Genomic DNA, 18,889 nt, shown 5'->3' with positions numbered 1-18,889 from the left:
GCTCCGCGAAGAAGCTGTCGTCCCTGCGAAAGCAGGGACCCATACGCCGCGGCGGGCGTTATGGATGGGATTCGTCATTCCAACGCAGCAAACCAATCAACATGCGTGGTTATGGGTCCCTGCTTTCGCAGGGACGACAACGAATTTGTTGCGGCATTGAAAGTCAAATGTCCGCGGCCAGGTTCATTCAATCGCGTGCAATGCGCGGCGGATCGCTTCGAAGATCGGCTCGATCTGGTCCTCGGTGATGATCAGGGGCGGTGAGATCATCAATGTATCGGCGTCGGCGCGGATTAGGATGCTATCGTCATCGTAGCATCGCCGGGCGCATTCGGGACAGCGCATACCGACCGCGCCGTCGCGCGGCTTCAGATCGATCGCGGCCGGGCAAGCGGCCGCGTGCGTCGGCTGATGGAAAGTCAAGGCCGTTGCGGCGCGCGACGAGCCTGTAGTGCGCGGGCGCGCGGCCTGCTACACTTGCTCGCTCCGATAGAAGGAACATACGCCGCACCCAAACGGCGCAATCGGGGGAACTCCAATGCGAAATCCACAAACGGGCGCGCGATGGATGGTCGCGGCCATTGTCGCGATCGGCGTCACGACGTCAGCTCCTGGCCACGCCGCGTCGGTTGCGCCGGTCGCCGCCGAGAACGGCAGGGTGGTATCCGCGCAGCATCTCGCGACGCAGGTCGGCATCGAGGTGTTGAAGCGGGGCGGCAACGCGGTCGACGCCGCCGTCGCGGTCGGTTACGCGCTGGCGGTGGCCTATCCCGCCGCCGGCAATCTCGGTGGCGGCGGCTTCATGACCATCCAGCTTGCCGACGGCCGCAAGACCTTCCTGGATTTCCGCGAGACGGCGCCGAAGGGCGCCACCGCCAACATGTATCTCGACAAGGACGGCAACGTCATCGCCGGCCTGTCGACCAAGGGGCATCTCGCCGTCGGCGTGCCCGGCTCGGTGGCCGGCATGGAATATGCGCGCGAGAAATACGGCACGATGAAGCGCGCGGACGTCATCGCGCCGGCGCTGCAACTCGATCGCCGAGGACGGCTTCGTGCTGGACCAGGGCGACGTCAGCATGCTGCAGACCTCGACCAAGGATTTTCAGGATGATCCGGCCTCGGGCGCGATCTTCCTCAACAACGGCAAGCCGTTCCAGGTCGGCGAGCGGCTGACGCAGCACGAGCTCGCCGAGACGCTGCGCGAGATCAGCAAGCGCGGCACCGACGGCTTTTACAAGGGCTGGGTAGGGGCGGCGATCGTCGCCTCGAGCCAGGCCGGCAAGGGCCTGCTCACCCAGGAGGATCTCGACAATTACAAGGTTCGCGAACTCGCGCCGGTCGAATGCGACTATCGCGGCTACCACGTGGTCTCGGCACCGCCGCCAAGCTCGGGTGGCGTGGTGATCTGCGAGATCCTGAACATCATCGAGGGCTACCCGCTGAAGGAGCTCGGCTACCATTCCGCGCAGGCGGTGCACTACCAGATCGAGGCGATGCGCCACGCCTACGTCGATCGCAACAGCTATCTCGGCGACCCCGACTTCGTGAAGAATCCGCTCGAGCGTTTGCTCGACAAGAATTACGCCGCGAAGATCCGCGCCGTGATCGACCCGACCAAGGCCGGCGTGTCCAAGGACATCAAGCCAGGCGTTCCGCCGCACGAGGGCAGCAACACCACGCACTATTCGATCGCCGACAAGGACGGCAACGCGGTGTCGGTGACCTACACGCTGAACGACTGGTTCGGCGCCAAGGTGACCGCGGCCAAGACCGGCGTGCTCCTGAACGACGAGATGGACGACTTCACCGCCAAGGTCGGCGTGCCGAACCTTTACGGCTTGGTGCAGGGGGAGGCCAATTCCATCGTCCCCGGCAAGCGTCCGCTGTCCTCGATGAGCCCGACCATCGTCACCAGGGACGGCAAGCCGGTCATGGTGGTCGGGACTCCGGGCGGCAGCCGCATCATCACCGCCGTGCTGCTGACGATGATCAACGCCATCGACTACGGCATGGACGCGCAGGAAGCCGTGGACATGCCGCGCTTCCACCAGCAATGGCTTCCGGAGGCGACCAACCTCGAGGACTTCACGCTATCGCCGGACACCCGGAAGATTTTGGAAGGCATGGGCCATAAGTTCGGGCCGCCGCAGCCTGCCAATCACCTCGCGGTCATCATCGTTGGCGCGCCATCGCTGGACGGCAAGCCGGTCGGCAGCAACCGCTTCTATGGGGCGAACGATCCACGCCGCAATTCGGGGCTTGCGGCCGGCTATTGATTGCCGTCGCGCGCTCGCGTGGGGACGGCCGGGCAGGGAGCAACGCTTGCAATACCGGTGGTGCGTCAGGCGACGGCCGTCGACCTGCCGTCGTCGTGCCCGCTCGTGAGCAGCAGGCGCCGGCGGATCGCATCCTCGACCAGGGCCAGCGATTGCCTGGCTTCACGCGCTTCGGCTTCGGCGGCCTGGGCCCGGAACTCGGCGGCGTCGAGCTGCTCCTGTTGGGACTCGATACGCCGCCGGGCCTCCTCGAGTGCCCGGGACGCGTCCCTCAGCTTGCGCTCGGTGGCGGCGATGATTTCGAGCTGCGCCTGTTCGGCGGCCTCGGCGCGCGCCTCGCCGGCGCGGGCTCGGTCCTCGATGCTGCGGAACAGATCCGCTGCCTGATAGACCAAGTCCAAGGCTTCAGTGCCCATCGCTGATGTGGGAGGTCTCGGAAATCCGAGGACGTTCGGGTCGGCCGTAAACGGCCGTCTAAATCCGCGCAGTGCCATGCGAACCAGCCCCCGCGAGTCGCGTGTATGACAACAACTTGCGGTAGTCATGGTTAGCAAACCATTAATCCTGTCGGCCGGCCGGCATTGTCCACCGTTTCTGACGACACAGCGCCTCGAACGGCAGCCGGGTAATGCAAGCGCCCGGCGCGGCCTGCGGTTTTCTTTCGCAACCGGCTCGCCGCGCAAGCGCGGCGATTGGTTGCTGGAGTGCCGTCCGCCGAGCGCCCGGCGAATCGAGGAATGGAAGGCTGGGGGGTCGATGCAGTCCAGCGGAGCGGCCGAGGAGCGGTGAGGGGCTGATTTGGCCGCGCGCGCGAGCCGGGCTCTATGGCATAAGTTTGACGCCCGGCGCGCTTTAATTCTCCTGTGTTGAATTGCAGGTCCATGGTGCGACCGATATACCGGGCGGCCTAAGTGGCACGCAGCGCACTCAGAACGAGCGACGTATTCGCCACGGAAAATCTGGTCGATGAAATTTCTGTTGCGGTTCTTCGGGTTCCTGTTCACCGCAGGAACCATCCTGTTCCTGGCTGGTCTCGCTGCGGTCGCAGGGTTGTTCTGGCATTTTTCCAAGGACCTGCCCGACTATTCGCAGCTCCAGAACTACGAGCCGCCGGTGATGACCCGCGTGCACGCGGCCGACGGATCGCTGCTGGGCGAATTCGCCAAGGAACGCAGGCTCTATCTGCCGATTCAGGCCGTGCCGAAGCTCGTGATCAACGCCTTCCTCGCGGCCGAGGACAAGAATTTCTACGAGCACGGCGGCATCGACTATACCGGCATGGCGCGCGCGGGCGTCTCCTACATCCAGAACTTCGGTTCCAACCGCCGTCCGCAGGGTGCCTCCACGATCACCCAGCAGGTCGCCAAGAACTTCCTGTTGACCAACGAGGTGTCGTTTACCCGCAAGATCAAGGAAGCCCTGCTGGCGATGCGAATCGAGCGGGCCTATTCCAAGGACAAGATCCTCGAGCTCTATCTCAACGAGATCTATCTCGGCCTCGGTGCCTACGGCATCGCGGCGGCCTCGCTGGTCTATTTCGACAAGTCCGTCAACGAACTGACGATCTCGGAAGCGGCCTATCTGGCGGCGTTGCCGAAAATGCCGGCCAGCCTGCATCCGGTGCGCAACCGTGCGCGCGCCATCGAGCGGCGCAATTACGTGATCGACCGCCTGCAGGAGAACGGCTGGATTACCGCTGCGGATGCCGACAAGGCGCGCAAGGATCCGCTGACCGTGACCAACCGCAGCAACGGCGCGCACACCTTCGCTGGTGAATATTTCTCCGAAGAAGTCCGCCGCGACATCTTCGAGCGCTATGGCGAGAAGAAGCTCTATGAGGGCGGCCTCTCGGTGCGCACCACGCTCGACCCCAAGGTCCAGGTGATGGCGCGCAAGGCCATGGTGGCGGGGCTCGTGAACTATGACGAGCAGCAGGGCTATCGCGGCGCGATCCAGAAGCTCGACCTCACCGGCGACTGGGGCGTTCCGCTCGCCGAGATCAAGTCGCTCTCAGACATCTCGCCGTGGCGGATGGCGGTGGTGCTGGAGAGCAACGACCAGTCGGCGCGGATCGGCTTCCAGCCCGGCCGCGAGCTCGGCGGCGCCATCAGCAAGCAGCGCGAGACCGGCATCGTCACGCTGGAAGGCGTGCGATGGGCGAGGGCGTTGTCCGGCCCGTACAAGGGCAAGACGCCGACATCGGTGGCGCAGGTGCTGCAGCCCGGCGACGTCATCTACGCCGATCCGCTGTTCAAGGACGGCAAGGCCGTCGAAGGCCAGTACCGGCTGCGCCAGATCCCCGAACTGTCGGGCGCGATGGTGGCGATGGATCCGCACACCGGCCGTGTGCTTGCGATGGTCGGCGGCTTCTCGTTCGACCAGAGCCAGTTCAACCGCGCGACGCAGGCCTATCGGCAGCCCGGCTCGACGTTCAAGCCGATCGTCTATTCGACGGCGCTGGACAATGGCTACACCGGATCGACCGTGATGATCGACGGGCCGATCGAGATCGACCAGGGACAGGGCAACATCTGGCGGCCGGAGAACTTCTCCACCGGCAAGTATCAGGGCCAGGTCACGCTGCGCAACGCGCTCCGCCTGTCGCTCAACACCGTGACGGTGCGGCTGGCGCAGGAGATCGGCATGCCTGTGATCGGCGAGTATGCCAAGCGCTTCGGCGTCTATGACGAATTGCCGAACTATCTCGCCTACGCGCTCGGCGCCGGCGAGACCACGGTGATGCGGATGGCCACGGCCTATTCGATGATCGCCAATGGCGGCGTCCGCGTGAAGCCGACCCTGATCGACCGCATCCAGGACCGCTACGGCCACACCATCTTCCGGCACGACCAGCGCGAATGCCGCGGCTGCGACGCGCCGGAGGGCTGGAAGAACCAGCCCGAGCCGCAGCTCGTCGACCGCCGCGAAAGGGTGCTCGACGCGATGACCGCCTACCAGATCACCTCGCTGATGGAGGGCGTGATTCAGGCCGGTACCGGCACCGCGCTGAAAGACGTCGGCAAGCCGCTCGCCGGCAAGACCGGCACCTCGAACGAGGCCAAGGACCTCTGGTTCGTCGGCTTCTCGCCGGACCTCGTGGTGGGTCTCTATGTCGGCTACGACAAGCCGCGTTCGCTCGGCCGCAACGCGCAGGCTGGCCACACAGCAGCGCCGATCGCGCGTGACTTCCTGAAGCTCGCGCTGGCCGACAAGCCCGCCACCCCGTTCAAGCAGCCGGTCGGCATCCGGCTGGTGCTGGTTGATGCCAAGACCGGCCTGCGCGCCACGCCTGGTCAGAACCGGGGCGTGGTGCTCGAAGCCTTCAAGCCGGGCCAGGCGCCGCCGTTCTATGATCCGACGTTGGTCGCCGGCACCGATGTGATCGACGGGACCCAGCAGGCCATCCCGCCGGACGCGGGCCGTGCGGTCATGCAGTCCAGTCCAAGCGGGCTGTATTGAGCCCAAACGGCAGGGCATTCGCAGTTCGGGTGGTGCGGCGCTTTGTCAGGGCGCATCACGCCGCCGTGGTCGAACGTGCCGCGCGCGACGCCGACCCAAAATAGAGGCCTCGACCGGAGAACCCCTGAAGCGCGGTGTTTCCTTTCGCGCGCGTGTTGAGCCGTGGATCGCGATGATCAAGGCGCTGCTTGTCGTAGTACGGCTGATCTGGACCGCTCTCGTGGTTGGGGCCGCAACCCTGATGGGCGCGGTCCTTGGATGGGGGTGGCACGGCTGGATTGGTGCCATCGGGCTTGGCACCGTAGGATTTGGCCTTGGGTCGCTGCTTGCAGCCTGCCCCGAAGTGCTGCTTGAACTGCTCGCTGAAATGTAAACCTCTGGCCGAACGCTGATCGCTCGTCCCGGCCGCGATTTTCACGACCATCCCCCGCCATCAATGCTTGCCAAGCGTGGGACCAAGCGGGTAGAAGGTCGCACTCGCGCGGGCGCTGATTTGGCAGGCGAACCCGCTGTACCGAGATGTCCAGTCATCCAGCTAAGCTGTTGATACCACGGACAATTCTTGGGGAATGGTGTAACGGTAGCACAACAGACTCTGACTCTGTTTGTCTTGGTTCGAATCCAGGTTCCCCAGCCAATCTGCCTCAGTGGCGCGATCATCCTCCAAATCCTGACGACTTGCCGGGCGGACCTGCGCCTCAAGCGGGACCGCTCGTGGCGCGACGTGTGCCATGACGGCATCGAGGGTGGATTAGCCCGACGTGATCGACCATGGTCTCACGCCTGTAGTGCGGTCCTTTGCGACAGAGGTTTAAGGTGATGGACGAAATTCTCTATGCCCGCGAGCCGTCGATTGGCGTCGACGAGTTCATCGAGGTGCTGCGCCAGTCGGGCCTCGGCGAGCGGCGGCCGCTGGCGGATGCCGACCGCATGGCGCGCATGATCGCCAATGCGAACCTGATCGTGACGGCGCGGAAGGCGTCCAGGCTCGTCGGCGTCTCGCGCGCGCTGACCGATTTCGCCTATTGCTGCTATTTGTCGGACCTTGCGGTCGATCGGGAGCTTCAGGGGCACGGCATCGGCAAGCGCCTGATCGTGGAAACCCGGCGCCACGCCGGACCTGAATCGATGTGCCTGTTGCTGTCGGCGCCCGACTCGATCGGGTTCTACAAGACCATCGGCATGCCGCAGCCGGACAACGCGTTTCTCTACAAGCGCGAGCGATAGCGGCCGGCCAACGCCTGCCGCGCGCTATCTGATCTCCGCCTTCAGTAGCAGCGAGAGGCAATCGGCCAGCCGTTGCTCGATCTCCCTGTCGTGCAGCGAAAGTGGGCCGGGATCGTTGAGGATCGCGTTGACGAGTGTGCCCAGCACGACCTGGAAGCCGAAGGCGATGCTGCGGGTCTTCGCCGCCTTGCGGTCCTTGCCCATCGCAGGCAGCAGGAGCGGGGTGGCGTGTTCGGTGGTCGCGCGCGCAAGGCTCTTGAAGGTGGTCCAATTCTCCGGCCTGGTGTCGTCGTGCTGGAGCGCGGCGCGCAGCACGCCTTCATGGGCGCGGATCCAGCCGATGACGCCCGACACGACGCGGCGGCAGAGGTCGTCGAGCGCGAGATTGCCGGCGGGACTGTCCATCCGGGCGAGATGCCGCGCGCCGTCCCGAGCCGCCAGCGCGATCAGTGCGTTGAAGTAGGCTTCCTTGCTCTCGAAGCGGCTGTAGAAGGCGCCGACCGTGGCGCCGACCTTGCCGCACAAGGCTTCGATCGACAACTCCGCAAGGCTCCGCGTCCGCAACAGCTCGGCGCCGGCTTCAAGCAGCGCCAGCGTCGTCTCGCGGCTGCGTTTCTGGCGCGACGGGGTGACGCCGGGAAGATCGAACTGGTCCGAAAGCCGCGGCATTTGCGCTTGCGTCTCCTGATTTTAATAATCATAATTCGGATTATCATTTAAAGCAATCCGGCCGCATCGTGCCGGAACGGGCGGCGGGTCAGCCGCGGCGAGGACAGGGAGAGCGCCATGAGCGAGCATCGGAAGCCGCCGTTCGGCGGCAGCATCGGCAAGACGGTTGCGACCTCGAAGCCGTGGTGGCCCGACACGCGCCAGCCGCCGGCCGGCGCGCCGAACATCCTGGTCGTGCTGTTCGACGATGTCGGCTTCTCCGATTTCGGCTGCTACGGCTCACCGATCCGGACGCCGACCATCGACCGGCTCGCCGCCGAGGGCCTGCGCTACAGCGGCTTCCACACCACCGCGATGTGCTCGACCACGCGCGCGGCGCTGCTCACCGGGCGCAACCATCATTCGGTCGGCGTCGGTTGTCTGGCCAATTTCGATTCCGGCTACCCCGGCTATCGCGGGAAGATCGCGCGCGAGGCGGGAACGCTTGCCGAGATGCTGCGCCAGCATGGCTATCGCAATTACATGGTCGGCAAGTGGCACGTCACACCGCTGACTGAGAGCGGCGCTACCGGTCCGTTCGACGGCTGGCCGCTCGGCCGCGGGTTCGACCGCTTCTATGGCTTCCTCGACGCGGAGACTGATCAATATGCGCCGGAGCTCGTGTCCGACAACACGCAGATCGATCCGCCGGGAACTTACGAGAGCGGCTATCATCTGACGTCCGATCTGGTCGATCAGTCGATCCGCTTCATCGCCGATCACGTGGCCGATCGTCCCGATCTGCCGTGGCTGACCTGGCTTGCGCCAGGCGCCTGCCACGCGCCGCATCAGGCGCCTGCCGATATCATCAAGAGCTATGACCCAACCTTTGCCAATGGCTGGGACGTCGAGCGCGCGCAGCGGATGGCGCGGCAGAAGGCGATGGGGCTGGTGCCGGAAGCCACCAGGATGCCGGCAAGGAACGACGGCGTGAAGGCGTGGGACGCGCATTCCGCCGACGAGCAGCGCGTGTTCACGCGGTTGCAGGCGGCTTATGCCGGCATGCTCGACCACGCCGACCAGCATCTGGCGCGGCTGATCGCTTTTCTCGACGAGGCCGGCATTCGCGACAACACGCTGGTCATCGTGATGTCCGACAATGGCGCGAGCCAGGAGGGCGGCCCGCTCGGCTTCGTCAATGCGATGGGGCCGTATAACTTCCGGCCGGAGCCGCTGCCGGCGAAGTTGCAGCGGATCGACGACATCGGCGGGCCGGACACGCACTCCAACTTTCCGCACGGCTGGGCGATGGCCTCGAACACGCCGTTGCGGCGCTACAAGCAGAACACCCATGGCGGCGGCATTCGCGATCCCTTCGTGATGAGCTGGCCGAAGCGCATCAAGGCCAAAGGCGAACTGCGCCATCAATTCGTGCACGCCTGCGACCTGACGCCGACACTGCTCGATCTGATCGGAGTCGCCGCGCCGGCGGAGATCGCCGGCTGTCCGCAGATGCCGCTCGAAGGCGAGAGCTTCGCTCGGTCGATCGACGATGCCTCGGCGCCGTCGAAGTCATCGGCGCAGTATTTCGAGATGTTCGGCCATCGCGGTCTCTGGAAGGACGGCTGGAAGGCGGTGTCGTTTCATCCCTCCGGCACGCCGTTCGAGAACGACACATGGGAGCTGTATCATCTCGATCAGGACTTCTCCGAGGTCGATGACCTCGCAGCGAAGGAACCCGAGCGTCTGGAGCAGATGACGAAACTGTGGTGGCGCGAGGCCGAGGCGCACAACGTGCTGCCGCTCGACGATCGTTTCGGGCCGCGCTTTGCCGAGAACGCGGCGCGTTTTCATGGCGCGCGGACGAAGTTCACCTTTCATGCCGGCATGGGGCACGTGCCGACCGATGTCGCGCCTGATGTCCGCAGCCGCAGCTATACCATCGAGGCGCATGTCGAGATCGCCGAAGGCGCGAGCGGCGTGCTGATCGCGCATGGCGACGCCACCTCGGGCTACAGCCTCTACATCAAGGATGGCTTTCTGGTGCACGACCTCAATGTCGGTGGCGGCCATGAGCTCGTTACCTCCAGCCGCAAGGTGCCTGCGGGTGCGCATCGGCTCGGTGTGCATGTCGAGCGGCTGCTGCGCAAGGAGCCGCCGGCCAAGGGGGCGCGGACCGGCGTTACCGAATACACGCTGACGATCGACGGCGAGCCGGTGGGATCGATGCACACCCAGCTCGGCTTCCATAATTTCATCTCATGGTCCGGGCTCGACATCGGCCGCGATCGCGGCAGCCCGGTCTCGCACTACGCGTCGCCGTTCGAATTCACCGGCAGGCTGTTGCAGGTGACGGTCGTCATGCATGACGACCAGAAGCTCGATGGCGACGGCGTCGGGAATGCGCAGATGGCGCGGCAGTAGACGATGGGTCACCGATGATTGCGCACGTCATTGCGAGGAGCGAAGCGACGAAGCAATCCATGTCCCCGTCATGCGGAGCGATGGATTGCTTCGCGCCGCTCGCAATGACGGGAGGAGTTCCGCGCCTTACTTGATCTTGTCGTACACCGTCGCGAAGTCTGCGAGCGGCATCGGGATGCTGATGGTTTCCTTGCCGAGATTCTGGAACGACACCCTGAGCTGCTTGCCCGATTTCAGCTGGGCCAGGACGTCGGCCGCGATCGGCGCATTGACATAGCAGCCGCGCGCCTCGCAGGTCTGGATCGGCACATCGACGGCCTTGCCGTCGTCGACCTGCAGCTTGGCGCCGACGGGCAGGTTCAGCCCGAGCGGAAGCTGGATCAGTGCAATCGGCGCGCGGGTGTCGCCGGGAACGCGGATGTTGACCAGCACGATGAGCTGGCCGGTCTTGGTCAGCACCGCGGTCTGCTCCATCGCGCATTCGAGCGGCGCGTCGCGGCTCGCGCTGGTGCAGCGCGCGACCCAGCCGGTGTTGTTGGGAGCAGCGGCGTCGCCTTGCGAAGCTGCGGGAGCAGCTGCCGGAACCGGCGCGGGCGCATTCTTGCCCTTGGGGGCCTCGGCGTAGCCAAGATCGGCCAGGCCGAACACGGTGAACAGGACGAAAAGCGACTTTGCGACAATCTTCACGATACCGGCTCCGAAATGAACATCTTTCGGGTGTGCCGGTATGCGGGCAAAAGTCAAGTCACTCGGCGGCCTGCTTGACCGACCGATCCTCGCCATCGTCGGCATCGTGGTCGGCGGGCGGCGAGCGGCCCCAGTTCGCAAACGCGTTGGAGAGCCGGTCGAGATAGAGATAAACCACGGGCGTCGTGAACAACGTCAGCGCCTGGCTGACGATCAGGCCGCCGACCATCGCGTAGCCGAGCGGCTGGCGGATTTCGGAGCCGGTGCCGGTTCCGAGCATCAGCGGCACGCCGCCGAGCATGGCGGCCATCGTCGTCATCATGATCGGGCGGAAGCGGAGCAGGGCGGCCTGGCGGATCGCCGCCACCGGCTCCATGTGCTGATCGCGCTCGGCGGCGATCGCGAAGTCGACCATCATGATGCCGTTCTTCTTCACGATGCCGATCAGCAGGATGATGCCGATCAGCGCGATCAGCGAGAAGTCGAAGCCGGCGGCCATCAGGATCGCCAGCGCGCCGACGCCGGCCGAGGGCAGCGTCGACAGAATGGTGATCGGATGGATGTAGCTCTCGTAGAGAATACCGAGGATCAGGTAGACGACCACGAGCGCTGCCAGGATCAGCAGCGGCACGCTCGACAGCGATTGCTGGAACGCCTGCGCGGTGCCCTGGAAGCTTGAGCTCAGGGTCGGCGGCGCGCCAAGGTCGATCATGGCTTTCTGCACCGCCTCCGTCGCCTGACCGAGCGCGACACCCTGCGCCAGGTTGAACGAGATGGTGATCGCCGGGAACTGGCCCTGGTGGCTGATCGACAGCGGCCGCACCGGCACGGTGGTCCACTTCGCAAAGGTCGACAGCGGCACCTGTTCGCCGGTCAGCGGCGACTTGATGTAGATGTTGTTCAGCGTGTCGATCGAGCCCTGCAGCTCCTGCAGCACCTCGAGGATGACGTGGTAACTGTTGAGCTGGGTGAAGTACTGCGTCACCTGGCGCTGGCCGAACGCGTCATAGAGCGTGTCGTCGATCAGCTGCGGCTGGATGCCGTACCGCGAGGCGGTGTCGCGGTTGATCTTCAGCTCGACCGTGGTGCCGTTGGTCTGCTGGTCGGTGGCGACGTCACGCAGCTGCGGCAGCGTCTGCATCTTGCCGAGAATTTTCGGCGCCCACTGGTTCAGTTCGGAAAGGTCGGCATCCTGCAGCGTGAACTCGAACTGGGTGCGGGTCGGGCGGCCGCCGAGGCGGACGTCCTGCGCGGCCTGCATGAACAGCCGGGCACCGAGCACCTTCTCCAGCTTCGGCCGCAGGCGGGCGATGATCTGCTGCGCGTTGGCATCGCGCTCGTTCAGCGGTTTGAGCGTGATGAACATGTTGCCGTTGTTGCCGGCCCGGCCGCTGCCGCCGATCGCCATCGCCACCGTCGCCACGCCGGGATCCTGCATGACGATCTTGCTGAGCTCCTCCTGCTTCCCCTTCATCTCAGCGAACGAGATGTCCTGGCTGGCCTCCGAGGTCGCGGTGATCAGGCCGACGTCCTGCTGAGGGAAGAAGCCCTTCGGGATGATGACGAACATGTAGATCGACAGCGCCAGCGTCGCGAAGAAGATCATCAGGGTCGTGAACTTCCAGCGCAGCGCGAGGTCGAGTCCGCTCTCATAGCCGCGCAGCATCGCGTCGAAGCCGCGCTCGCTGAGCTTGTAGAGACGACCGTGCCGTTCCTCATTGTGGGCGCGCAGGAAGCGCGAGGCCATCATCGGCGTCAGCGTCAGCGACACGAACATCGAGACGAAGATGGTCATCGCCAGAACGACCGCGAATTCGCGGAACAGGCGGCCGATGATGCCGCCCATCAGCAGCAGCGGGATCAGGACCGCGACCAGCGAGATGCTGATCGAGACGATGGTGAAGCCGATTTCCTTGGAACCCTTGAAGGCGGCGGCCATCGGCCTCTCGCCTTCCTCGATGTAGCGGCTGATGTTCTCCAGCATCACGATGGCGTCGTCGACCACGAAGCCGACAGCGATCGTCAGCGCCATCAGCGACAGGTTGTCGAGCGTGTAGCCGAAGATCCACATCAGCGCGCAGGCGCCCAGCAAAGCCAGTGGCACGGTCACGGCCGGGATGACGGTGGCCCAGAAGCTGCGCAGGAAGGCAAAGATCACCATCACGACCAGGAAGATGGTCAGGAGCAGGGTGAACTGGACGTCCTCCACCGCGGCGCGGATCGTGGTCGTGCGGTCGCTGATGACCTCGATCTTGACCGCCGGCGGAATGGCCGCGACCAGCCGGGGCAGCGCCGCCTTGATCTTGTCGACGGTGTCGATGACGTTGGCGCCGGGCTGCTTGAAGACGACGAGGAACACGCCGCGCTTGCCGTTGGCCCAGGCCGCCTGCTTGGCATCCTCGGGTCCGGTCACCGCCTGGCCGATGTCGCGGATGCGCAGCGGCCCGCCATTGCGGTAGGCGATGATGACGTCGTTCCACGGGTCCGCCGTGAGCAACTGGTCGTTGGCATAGATGGTGTAGGCGCGGGTGGCGCCGTCGATATTGCCCTTCGGGCTGTCGACGGTTGCGATGTTGATCGCAGCGCGGACATCCTCCAGCGACAGGCCTTTCGCGACCAGCTTGGCCGGGTCGATCTGGACGCGAACCGACGGCTTCTGCTGGCCGCCGATGATGACCTGCGCGACGCCGGAAATCTGGCTGATCTGCTGGGCAAGCTGGGCGTCGACGGAATCGCTGACCGTGGTCAGCGGCAGCGTGTCCGATGTCGCCGACAGCAGCATGATCGGGGCGTCCGCCGGATTGACCTTGCGATAGGTCGGCGGCGAGGGAAGGTTCTTCGGCAACTGGCCGCTGGCGGCGTTGATGGCGGCCTGCACGTCGTTGGCGGCGCCGTCGATTGAGCGGTTGAGGTCGAACTGGATCGTGACCGACGCCGTGCCCAGATAGCTCGTCGAGGTCATTTGCGCGATGCCGGGGATCTGCGCGAACTGGCGCTCCAGCGGCTGGGCGACCGAACTCGCCATGGTCTCCGGGCTGCCGCCCGGCAGCGTCGCGGTAATCTGGATGGTCGGGAAATCGACTTGCGGCAGCGGCGCGACCGGCAGCAGGGGATAGGCGACGAGGCCGACGAACAGGATGCCGGCCATCAGCAGCGAGGTGCCGATGGGGAAGCGAATGAATGGTGCGGAAATTCCGTCGCTCATTCCTGCGTAACCTTCGACTGGGACTGGTCCGTGCTCGCCACCGCCGTCGTCACCAGGGTTCCCGGCGAGACCTTGTACTGGCCCGCCGTGATCACCTGCTGTCCCGGCGACAGGCCATCCTCGATCACCGACTTGCCGTCGATCGACTGGCTGACCTTGAGCTTGCGAAGCTCGGCCTTGTTCTCCTGATTGACTGAATACGCGTACAGGCCTTCGGTGCCATGCTGCACCGCGTCATCCGGGACGACGGTGGCATCCTTCAAGGTTCTGACCAGAAGCCGGGTCGATACCGACTGGCCCGGCCACAGCGCATGGTCCTTGTTATCAAACACCGCCTTCAGCCGGACAGTCCCGCTTGACGTGTCGACCTGATTATTGATCAGCGCAAGCGCGCCGGTGGACAGCACCCGCTTGCCGTCGGTGGTCAGGGCAATGGTCTTGGGCGGCGCTACGGCCAGTGCCGCCTTGATATCGGGCAGCTGGTCTTCCGGCGCGGTGAAGATCACCGTGATCGGCTCGATCTGGGTGATCGTCACGATGCCGGTCGCCGCCGAGGCGTTGACGATGTTGCCGATATCGACCAGTCGCAGGCCGACGATGCCGTCGATCGGCGACTTCACGGTGGCGTAGTCGACCTGGGTCTGGGCATTGAAGATGGCAGCGTCGTCGGCCGCGATCTGGGCGGTGAGCTGGGCCACGGTGGAACGCTGGGTGTCGAGCTGCTGCCGCGTCGCGAACTCGCCGAGCTTGGTGTAGCGCTGCAGGTCGAGATTGGCGTTGGCGATATTGGCCTCGTCCTGGGCCTTCTTGGCCTTGGCCTGGTCGAGCGTCGCCTGATAGGGCCGCGGATCGATCTCGACCAGCGTGTCGCCCGCCTTGACGAACTGGCCTTCCTTGAACGCAATCTTGGTGATCTGGCCGTCGACCCGGGTGCGGACCTGGACGGTGTTGAACGCCTGCACCGTGCCGAGGCCGGTCAGGTAAACCGGGAAGTCGGCCTTCTCGACCGGCGCGATCTTGACCGGCACGGCCGGGCGCTGGGCGGAACGCTTTTGCGCGGCTTCTGCCGCCTGCTGGTTGCTCGTGTATTTCTGCCAGCCGAAATAACCGGCCGCGCCGACCGCAGCGATCACTAAAACCCAACCGATGGAGCGTGACTTTGACATGCGGACTCTTGGGTTCGACGTAACAATAAAGGGTGATCGAAACGGTTCACAGAGCTTGCGGATATAATATGCGTGCACTTAATGTGTAAACACACCAAGGCTTGAGAATCCTAAACATTTGGAAAGGTTTAGGTCAGAAACGAGCGGAAACATTCCGTCTGGGAAACGCACCGAGGACCCCTATGTCGCTCGATCTCAAACGCCAGTTCATTGCGCAGCTCGTCGAGAGTTCCCGGCTGCTGCGCAACTATATCGATCATCGCGCCAAGGCGCGAGGCACCACGCGCGCCCAATGGATCGTGCTCTTCCGCCTGCGCGAGCAGGAAGGACTGTCCCAGGTCGACCTTGCCGACGTGCTCGAGTTGCAGCCGATCTCGCTGGTGCGGCTGCTTGACCGCCTCGTCGAACATGGCCTGCTCGAACGCCGTCCCGATCCCAGGGATCGCCGCGCCAATCGGCTGTTCCTGACGAAGAGCGGGCGCCTCCTCGTCGACGATCTCGATAGTCTGCGCGATGCGATCGCCGGCGACGTGCTCCGCGACGTATCGGACAAACATGTCGAGAGCGGACTGGCCACGCTGCGCGAGGTCAAGGATCGGATCAAGGCGCTCGGCGAGGATGCCGCGCACATCGCCGCGAAATAGCGCGAGCCTCGCCGCGACCTGCTCTCCATCCGTTCACCTGATGCAATTGGCGTGACGCGGTTGAAACGCCGTGGGATGTCGTTCATATCGCGCAGCGACGATGCGACAGGATGAGGGCAGCGATGGATGAGTTGAACGGGCGTATGATGGCGTGCCAGATCCTGGTCACCGGGTTGATCGCGCGCGTCGCCAACGAGCAGCGTGACCCGCTGCGTTTTCTCACCGACTTCCGCGACGAGATCAAAGCGGTCGTAGGCGGCGTCAATATCGCCGGCCTCGAGAACAGCGACCGCGTCCGACAGGTCGCGCAAAGGACCATCGATGAGCTGTTCTCGCTGATGAAGCCACCAAGCGCCGAATGATTGGTGAGGCATCTCGGCACCAATTTAGAACGATTATTAGAACGCTTAAAAACTGGAGCTTAGAACGATTTCAAACCACAGATTAGAATCGCTTTGAATTGGGGCGATTCAAGCAGACTGTGGCGCTGATCGCATTGATAAAAAAAGGCGCGCTCGATAACCGAAAGAGACAGTTCGTCGCACGGTGATTTCGCGAACGGACTCGCTTTCTGGGGGCGTGCAAGAAATGAGCAATGTGAAGGCGCCGAGATCGCTGCGCTTCGATGCGGCGATCGGTTCGGCTGATGATACCAGTTATTCCGCCACGAAGGTCTCCGCTGTCGCCAGCCTGATCGCGGTGGCGTCGTTTTCGGGAGCTGAGGCGCAGCAATCCAGCCTGCCGCCGGTGAATGTGGATGCTCCGGTCGCGCGCCCGCGGCATGTCACGTCAAAGCCCACGTCGGACCAGGTCCGCGCCCGCAACGCACTGCGCCGCGCCGCGCGCCGCAGCAATCAGCAGGCCCAGCAGGCGCCGGTGCCGTTTCCCAACGCCGGCGGTCTTCCGGCTGACCGCGACCGCTATGCGGATCCGGCCGCGCCGTACAAGGGCGACCGTTTGCAGGCATCCGGAAAGTATCCCGAGCCGATCCTGAACACGCCGAAGTCGGTCACGGTGCTGACCAAGGATGTTCTCGAAGACAAGAACGCCACCTCGCTGAAATCGGCGATCCTGTCGACGGCCGGTGTCACGCTCGGCACCGGCGAGGGCGGCAACGCGTTCGGCGACCGCTTCTTCATCCGCGGCTTCGACGCGCGCAACGATATCTTCATCGACGGCGTACGCGACGCCGGCGTCAGCGTCCGCGAGAACTTCTTCACCGAGCAGGTCGAGATCCTGCGCGGCCCGGGCTCGTCCTTTGCGGGCCGCGGTACCACCGGCGGCGCGATCAACATCGTCACCAAGCAGGCGACGACGGAGAACAGCTTCTACAACATGGACACCTCGTTCGGCACCGATCGCACCAAGCGGGTGACGCTCGATGTCAACCAGGTGATCAGCCCGACGCTGGCGATCCGCGCCGGCGGCCTGTTCCAGGATGCCGGCGTCGCTGGCCGCAACTACGTCACTGACAATCGCGACGGTGCGTTCGTGGCCGGCACGTGGAAGCCGGTCGACGCGGTGAAGATCAGCGGCAACTACATCCACACCGAGCTCACCGGCATCCCTGACTTCGGCGTGCCGTATTACCGGCCGAGCACTGCGACCACGGCCGGTGGCCCGTTCCCGGACTTCGGCGTCAACCGCAACAACTTCTACGGCTTCGTCAATCGCGACTTCTTCAGGACCGGGCAGGATATCGGCACGATCAACGCCGAGGTGCAGATCACGCCGGACCTGACGATCAGCAACAAGATCCGGGAATCGCGTTCGACCCAGAACTACATCGGCACGCTGGCGGAATCGCCGGTGCTCACGAACCCGCTCTCGGCGTCGACATATAGCGCCAATCCGCAAAGCCGCTACCAGGCCACGGACGTGTTCGCCAACCAGACCGAGGCGACCTACAAGTCGGTCGACGGCCTCGGCTTCAAGCACACGACGACGGCCGGCGTGGAATACGACAACGAGCGGTCCTCAATCGACAAATATCTCGGGCTGAGCTCCGAAGTAACGACCGGCACATCGGCTTTCACGGGAAGCGGATCTCTCTCCGGGGTCAGCGTGTTCAATCCGCAATACACCAACATTCCGTTCCCGATTCCGTCCGGTCTGTCCGGGCAGCCGACCAAGATCGGGATCGATACGGTCAGCGGCTACGTCATGGACACCGCGAACTGGAACGATCTTGTTATTCTCAATGGCGGCGTCCGATACGACGACTACAGCATCAATACGTCCGCCTATGCCACCAACGGTAGCCTTGGTCGCCAATCGGCTGATTTCGGCATGCCGAATTTTCAACGTCGGCCTCACATTGAAGCCGTTGCCGAACGGCAGTGTCTATGCGGCCTATGCGACCTCATCGAACCCGGTCGGCGCCGAGTTCGACGGCACCAGCACCGCCTATGGCGGTCTCAATCCGGTTCTTGCCGGCGGCAACAACCAGATTTTCGGACCGGAAAAGAACAAGGCCATCGAGGTCGGCACCAAATGGGAGCTGTTCGATCGCCATTTGCTGGTGACGGCAGCGTTGTTCCAGACTGAGAAGGAGAACGCGCGCGAAGCGCAGAACATCAGCAACACGACCCCAGCCTCGGCGATCCCATTGGGCTGCGCCTACCCGGCGGGGACGACCGGCAACGTCTCCTGCATCACGGCGGGCGCCGCTTATCGCATCCGCGGTATCGATCTCGGCGTCGGCGGCAAGATCACCGACAAGTGGAGCGTGTTCGGCGGCCTCGTGCTGATGCAGTCGGAAGTGACGAAGTCGATGGCACCGCCGGCCAACACGATCCCTGTATTCGAGCAACGTCGGACTGCCGCTCGCCAACGTCGCGCATCAGTCCTTCAGCATGTTGACGAAATATCAGCTCACCGACATGTGGGAGCTGGGCGGGCAGGCGGTGTATCGCTCGAAGGTCTATGGCGGCACGCTGCTCGCGGCCAACCAGGGCACGTCGATCCCGAGCTACTGGCGCTTCGACGCCTTTGCCGAGGCCAAGATCGACAAGCACTGGACCATGAAGCTGTTCGTCAACAACATCTTCGACAAGCGCTACTACGACGCGCTGTACCAGAGCGCAGCGCCGTTCGTGCTGGAAGCGCCGGGACGCGCTGCGTATCTGGTTGTGTCTGCGCGTTACTGAC

Annotated in this window: 12 protein-coding genes, 1 tRNA gene and 2 pseudogenes; 8 read left to right on the top strand and 7 right to left on the bottom strand. The window is 64.3% G+C overall.

Annotated elements, in window-relative coordinates; translation table 11 throughout:
• Positions 1–183: 183 nt before the first annotated feature.
• Positions 184–423 (bottom strand): hypothetical protein, encoded by a 240-nt coding sequence (locus tag ACVWW1_RS14780; RefSeq protein WP_456656317.1) that lies wholly within the window; start codon positions 421–423, stop codon positions 184–186.
• A 115-nt stretch (positions 424–538) separates the two neighbouring features.
• Here ACVWW1_RS14780 and ggt point away from each other — a divergent pair.
• A pseudogene (gene ggt / locus ACVWW1_RS14775) lies at positions 539–2,279 on the top strand (gamma-glutamyltransferase).
• Between the two features lie 65 nt (positions 2,280–2,344).
• Here ggt and ACVWW1_RS14770 read toward each other — a convergent pair.
• Complete coding sequence (locus ACVWW1_RS14770; protein ID WP_092112972.1) at positions 2,345–2,695, bottom strand: hypothetical protein; 351 nt, start codon at positions 2,693–2,695, stop codon at positions 2,345–2,347.
• 550 nt (positions 2,696–3,245) lie between these two features.
• On the opposite strand from ACVWW1_RS14770, the gene ACVWW1_RS14765 reads away from it, so the two are divergent.
• A complete protein-coding gene (locus tag ACVWW1_RS14765) occupies positions 3,246–5,738 on the top strand; it encodes a penicillin-binding protein 1A (protein ID WP_456656316.1) in 2,493 nt (830 codons plus the stop codon).
• A 55-nt stretch (positions 5,739–5,793) separates the two neighbouring features.
• Here the strand turns inward: ACVWW1_RS14765 and ACVWW1_RS14760 are convergent, their stop codons facing one another.
• Complete coding sequence (locus tag ACVWW1_RS14760; RefSeq protein WP_456656315.1) at positions 5,794–6,156, bottom strand: hypothetical protein; 363 nt, start codon at positions 6,154–6,156, stop codon at positions 5,794–5,796.
• A 145-nt stretch (positions 6,157–6,301) separates the two neighbouring features.
• Here ACVWW1_RS14760 and ACVWW1_RS14755 point away from each other — a divergent pair.
• Both ACVWW1_RS14755 and ACVWW1_RS14750 read left to right on the top strand, forming a co-directional pair.
• Positions 6,302–6,375, top strand: a tRNA-Gln gene (locus tag ACVWW1_RS14755).
• Positions 6,376–6,557: 182 nt separating this feature from the next.
• The gene (locus ACVWW1_RS14750; RefSeq protein ID WP_456656679.1) at positions 6,558–6,965 is read left to right on the top strand and encodes a GNAT family N-acetyltransferase; all 408 of its coding nucleotides are present in this window, start codon (positions 6,558–6,560) and stop codon (positions 6,963–6,965) included.
• 24 nt (positions 6,966–6,989) lie between these two features.
• On the opposite strand, the gene ACVWW1_RS14745 is transcribed toward ACVWW1_RS14750, so the two are convergent.
• Complete coding sequence (locus ACVWW1_RS14745) at positions 6,990–7,634, bottom strand: TetR/AcrR family transcriptional regulator (protein WP_456656314.1); 645 nt, start codon at positions 7,632–7,634, stop codon at positions 6,990–6,992.
• 117 nt (positions 7,635–7,751) lie between these two features.
• Here ACVWW1_RS14745 and ACVWW1_RS14740 point away from each other — a divergent pair, with 117 nt between their 5' ends.
• Positions 7,752–10,037, top strand: coding sequence for an arylsulfatase (locus ACVWW1_RS14740; protein WP_456656313.1), 2,286 nt, complete (start codon positions 7,752–7,754; stop codon positions 10,035–10,037).
• 126 nt (positions 10,038–10,163) lie between these two features.
• On the opposite strand, the gene ACVWW1_RS14735 is transcribed toward ACVWW1_RS14740, so the two are convergent.
• The 3 genes from ACVWW1_RS14735 to ACVWW1_RS14725 form a co-directional block, all read right to left on the bottom strand.
• Positions 10,164–10,694, bottom strand: a complete 531-nt coding sequence (locus tag ACVWW1_RS14735) for an invasion associated locus B family protein (RefSeq protein ID WP_456656678.1) — start codon at positions 10,692–10,694, stop codon at positions 10,164–10,166.
• Between the two features lie 88 nt (positions 10,695–10,782).
• Positions 10,783–13,929, bottom strand: coding sequence for an efflux RND transporter permease subunit (locus ACVWW1_RS14730; RefSeq protein WP_456656312.1), 3,147 nt, complete (start codon positions 13,927–13,929; stop codon positions 10,783–10,785).
• Positions 13,926–15,095 (bottom strand): efflux RND transporter periplasmic adaptor subunit, encoded by a 1,170-nt coding sequence (locus ACVWW1_RS14725; RefSeq protein WP_456656311.1) that lies wholly within the window; start codon positions 15,093–15,095, stop codon positions 13,926–13,928. The genes ACVWW1_RS14730 and ACVWW1_RS14725 overlap by 4 nt, the downstream gene beginning before the upstream one ends.
• A gap of 182 nt (positions 15,096–15,277) precedes the next feature.
• Here ACVWW1_RS14725 and ACVWW1_RS14720 point away from each other — a divergent pair, with 182 nt between their 5' ends.
• The 3 genes and pseudogenes from ACVWW1_RS14720 (at position 15,278) to ACVWW1_RS14710 (ending at position 18,888) form a co-directional block, all read left to right on the top strand.
• A complete protein-coding gene (locus tag ACVWW1_RS14720; protein ID WP_176531945.1) occupies positions 15,278–15,739 on the top strand; it encodes a MarR family winged helix-turn-helix transcriptional regulator in 462 nt (153 codons plus the stop codon).
• 122 nt (positions 15,740–15,861) lie between these two features.
• Entirely contained in the window at positions 15,862–16,101 is a 240-nt protein-coding gene (locus tag ACVWW1_RS14715) for a hypothetical protein (RefSeq protein ID WP_092085525.1), read from the top strand.
• A gap of 226 nt (positions 16,102–16,327) precedes the next feature.
• Positions 16,328–18,888, top strand: a pseudogene (locus tag ACVWW1_RS14710) (TonB-dependent receptor).
• The last annotated feature ends 1 nt before the right edge of the window (position 18,889 follow it).

The organism is Bradyrhizobium sp. JR3.5, assembly GCF_054057015.1.
Note: the sequence above shows the minus strand (reverse complement) of the source record. Positions and strands in the feature narration are given on the sequence as shown.

Excerpts from the sequence above, each read along its gene's own strand:
- ACVWW1_RS14725 (WP_456656311.1), bottom strand. The coding sequence starts at position 15,095 with ATGTCAAAGTCACGCTCCATCGGTTGGGTTTTAGTGATCGCTGCGGTC.
- ACVWW1_RS14750 (WP_456656679.1), top strand. The coding sequence starts at position 6,558 with ATGGACGAAATTCTCTATGCCCGCGAGCCGTCGATTGGCGTCGACGAG.
- ACVWW1_RS14740 (WP_456656313.1), top strand. The coding sequence starts at position 7,752 with ATGAGCGAGCATCGGAAGCCGCCGTTCGGCGGCAGCATCGGCAAGACG.
- ACVWW1_RS14720 (WP_176531945.1), top strand. The coding sequence starts at position 15,278 with ATGTCGCTCGATCTCAAACGCCAGTTCATTGCGCAGCTCGTCGAGAGT.
- ACVWW1_RS14770 (WP_092112972.1), bottom strand. The coding sequence starts at position 2,695 with ATGGGCACTGAAGCCTTGGACTTGGTCTATCAGGCAGCGGATCTGTTC.
- ACVWW1_RS14765 (WP_456656316.1), top strand. The coding sequence starts at position 3,246 with ATGAAATTTCTGTTGCGGTTCTTCGGGTTCCTGTTCACCGCAGGAACC.
- ACVWW1_RS14715 (WP_092085525.1), top strand. The coding sequence starts at position 15,862 with ATGGATGAGTTGAACGGGCGTATGATGGCGTGCCAGATCCTGGTCACC.
- ACVWW1_RS14730 (WP_456656312.1), bottom strand. The coding sequence starts at position 13,929 with ATGAGCGACGGAATTTCCGCACCATTCATTCGCTTCCCCATCGGCACC.
- ACVWW1_RS14745 (WP_456656314.1), bottom strand. The coding sequence starts at position 7,634 with ATGCCGCGGCTTTCGGACCAGTTCGATCTTCCCGGCGTCACCCCGTCG.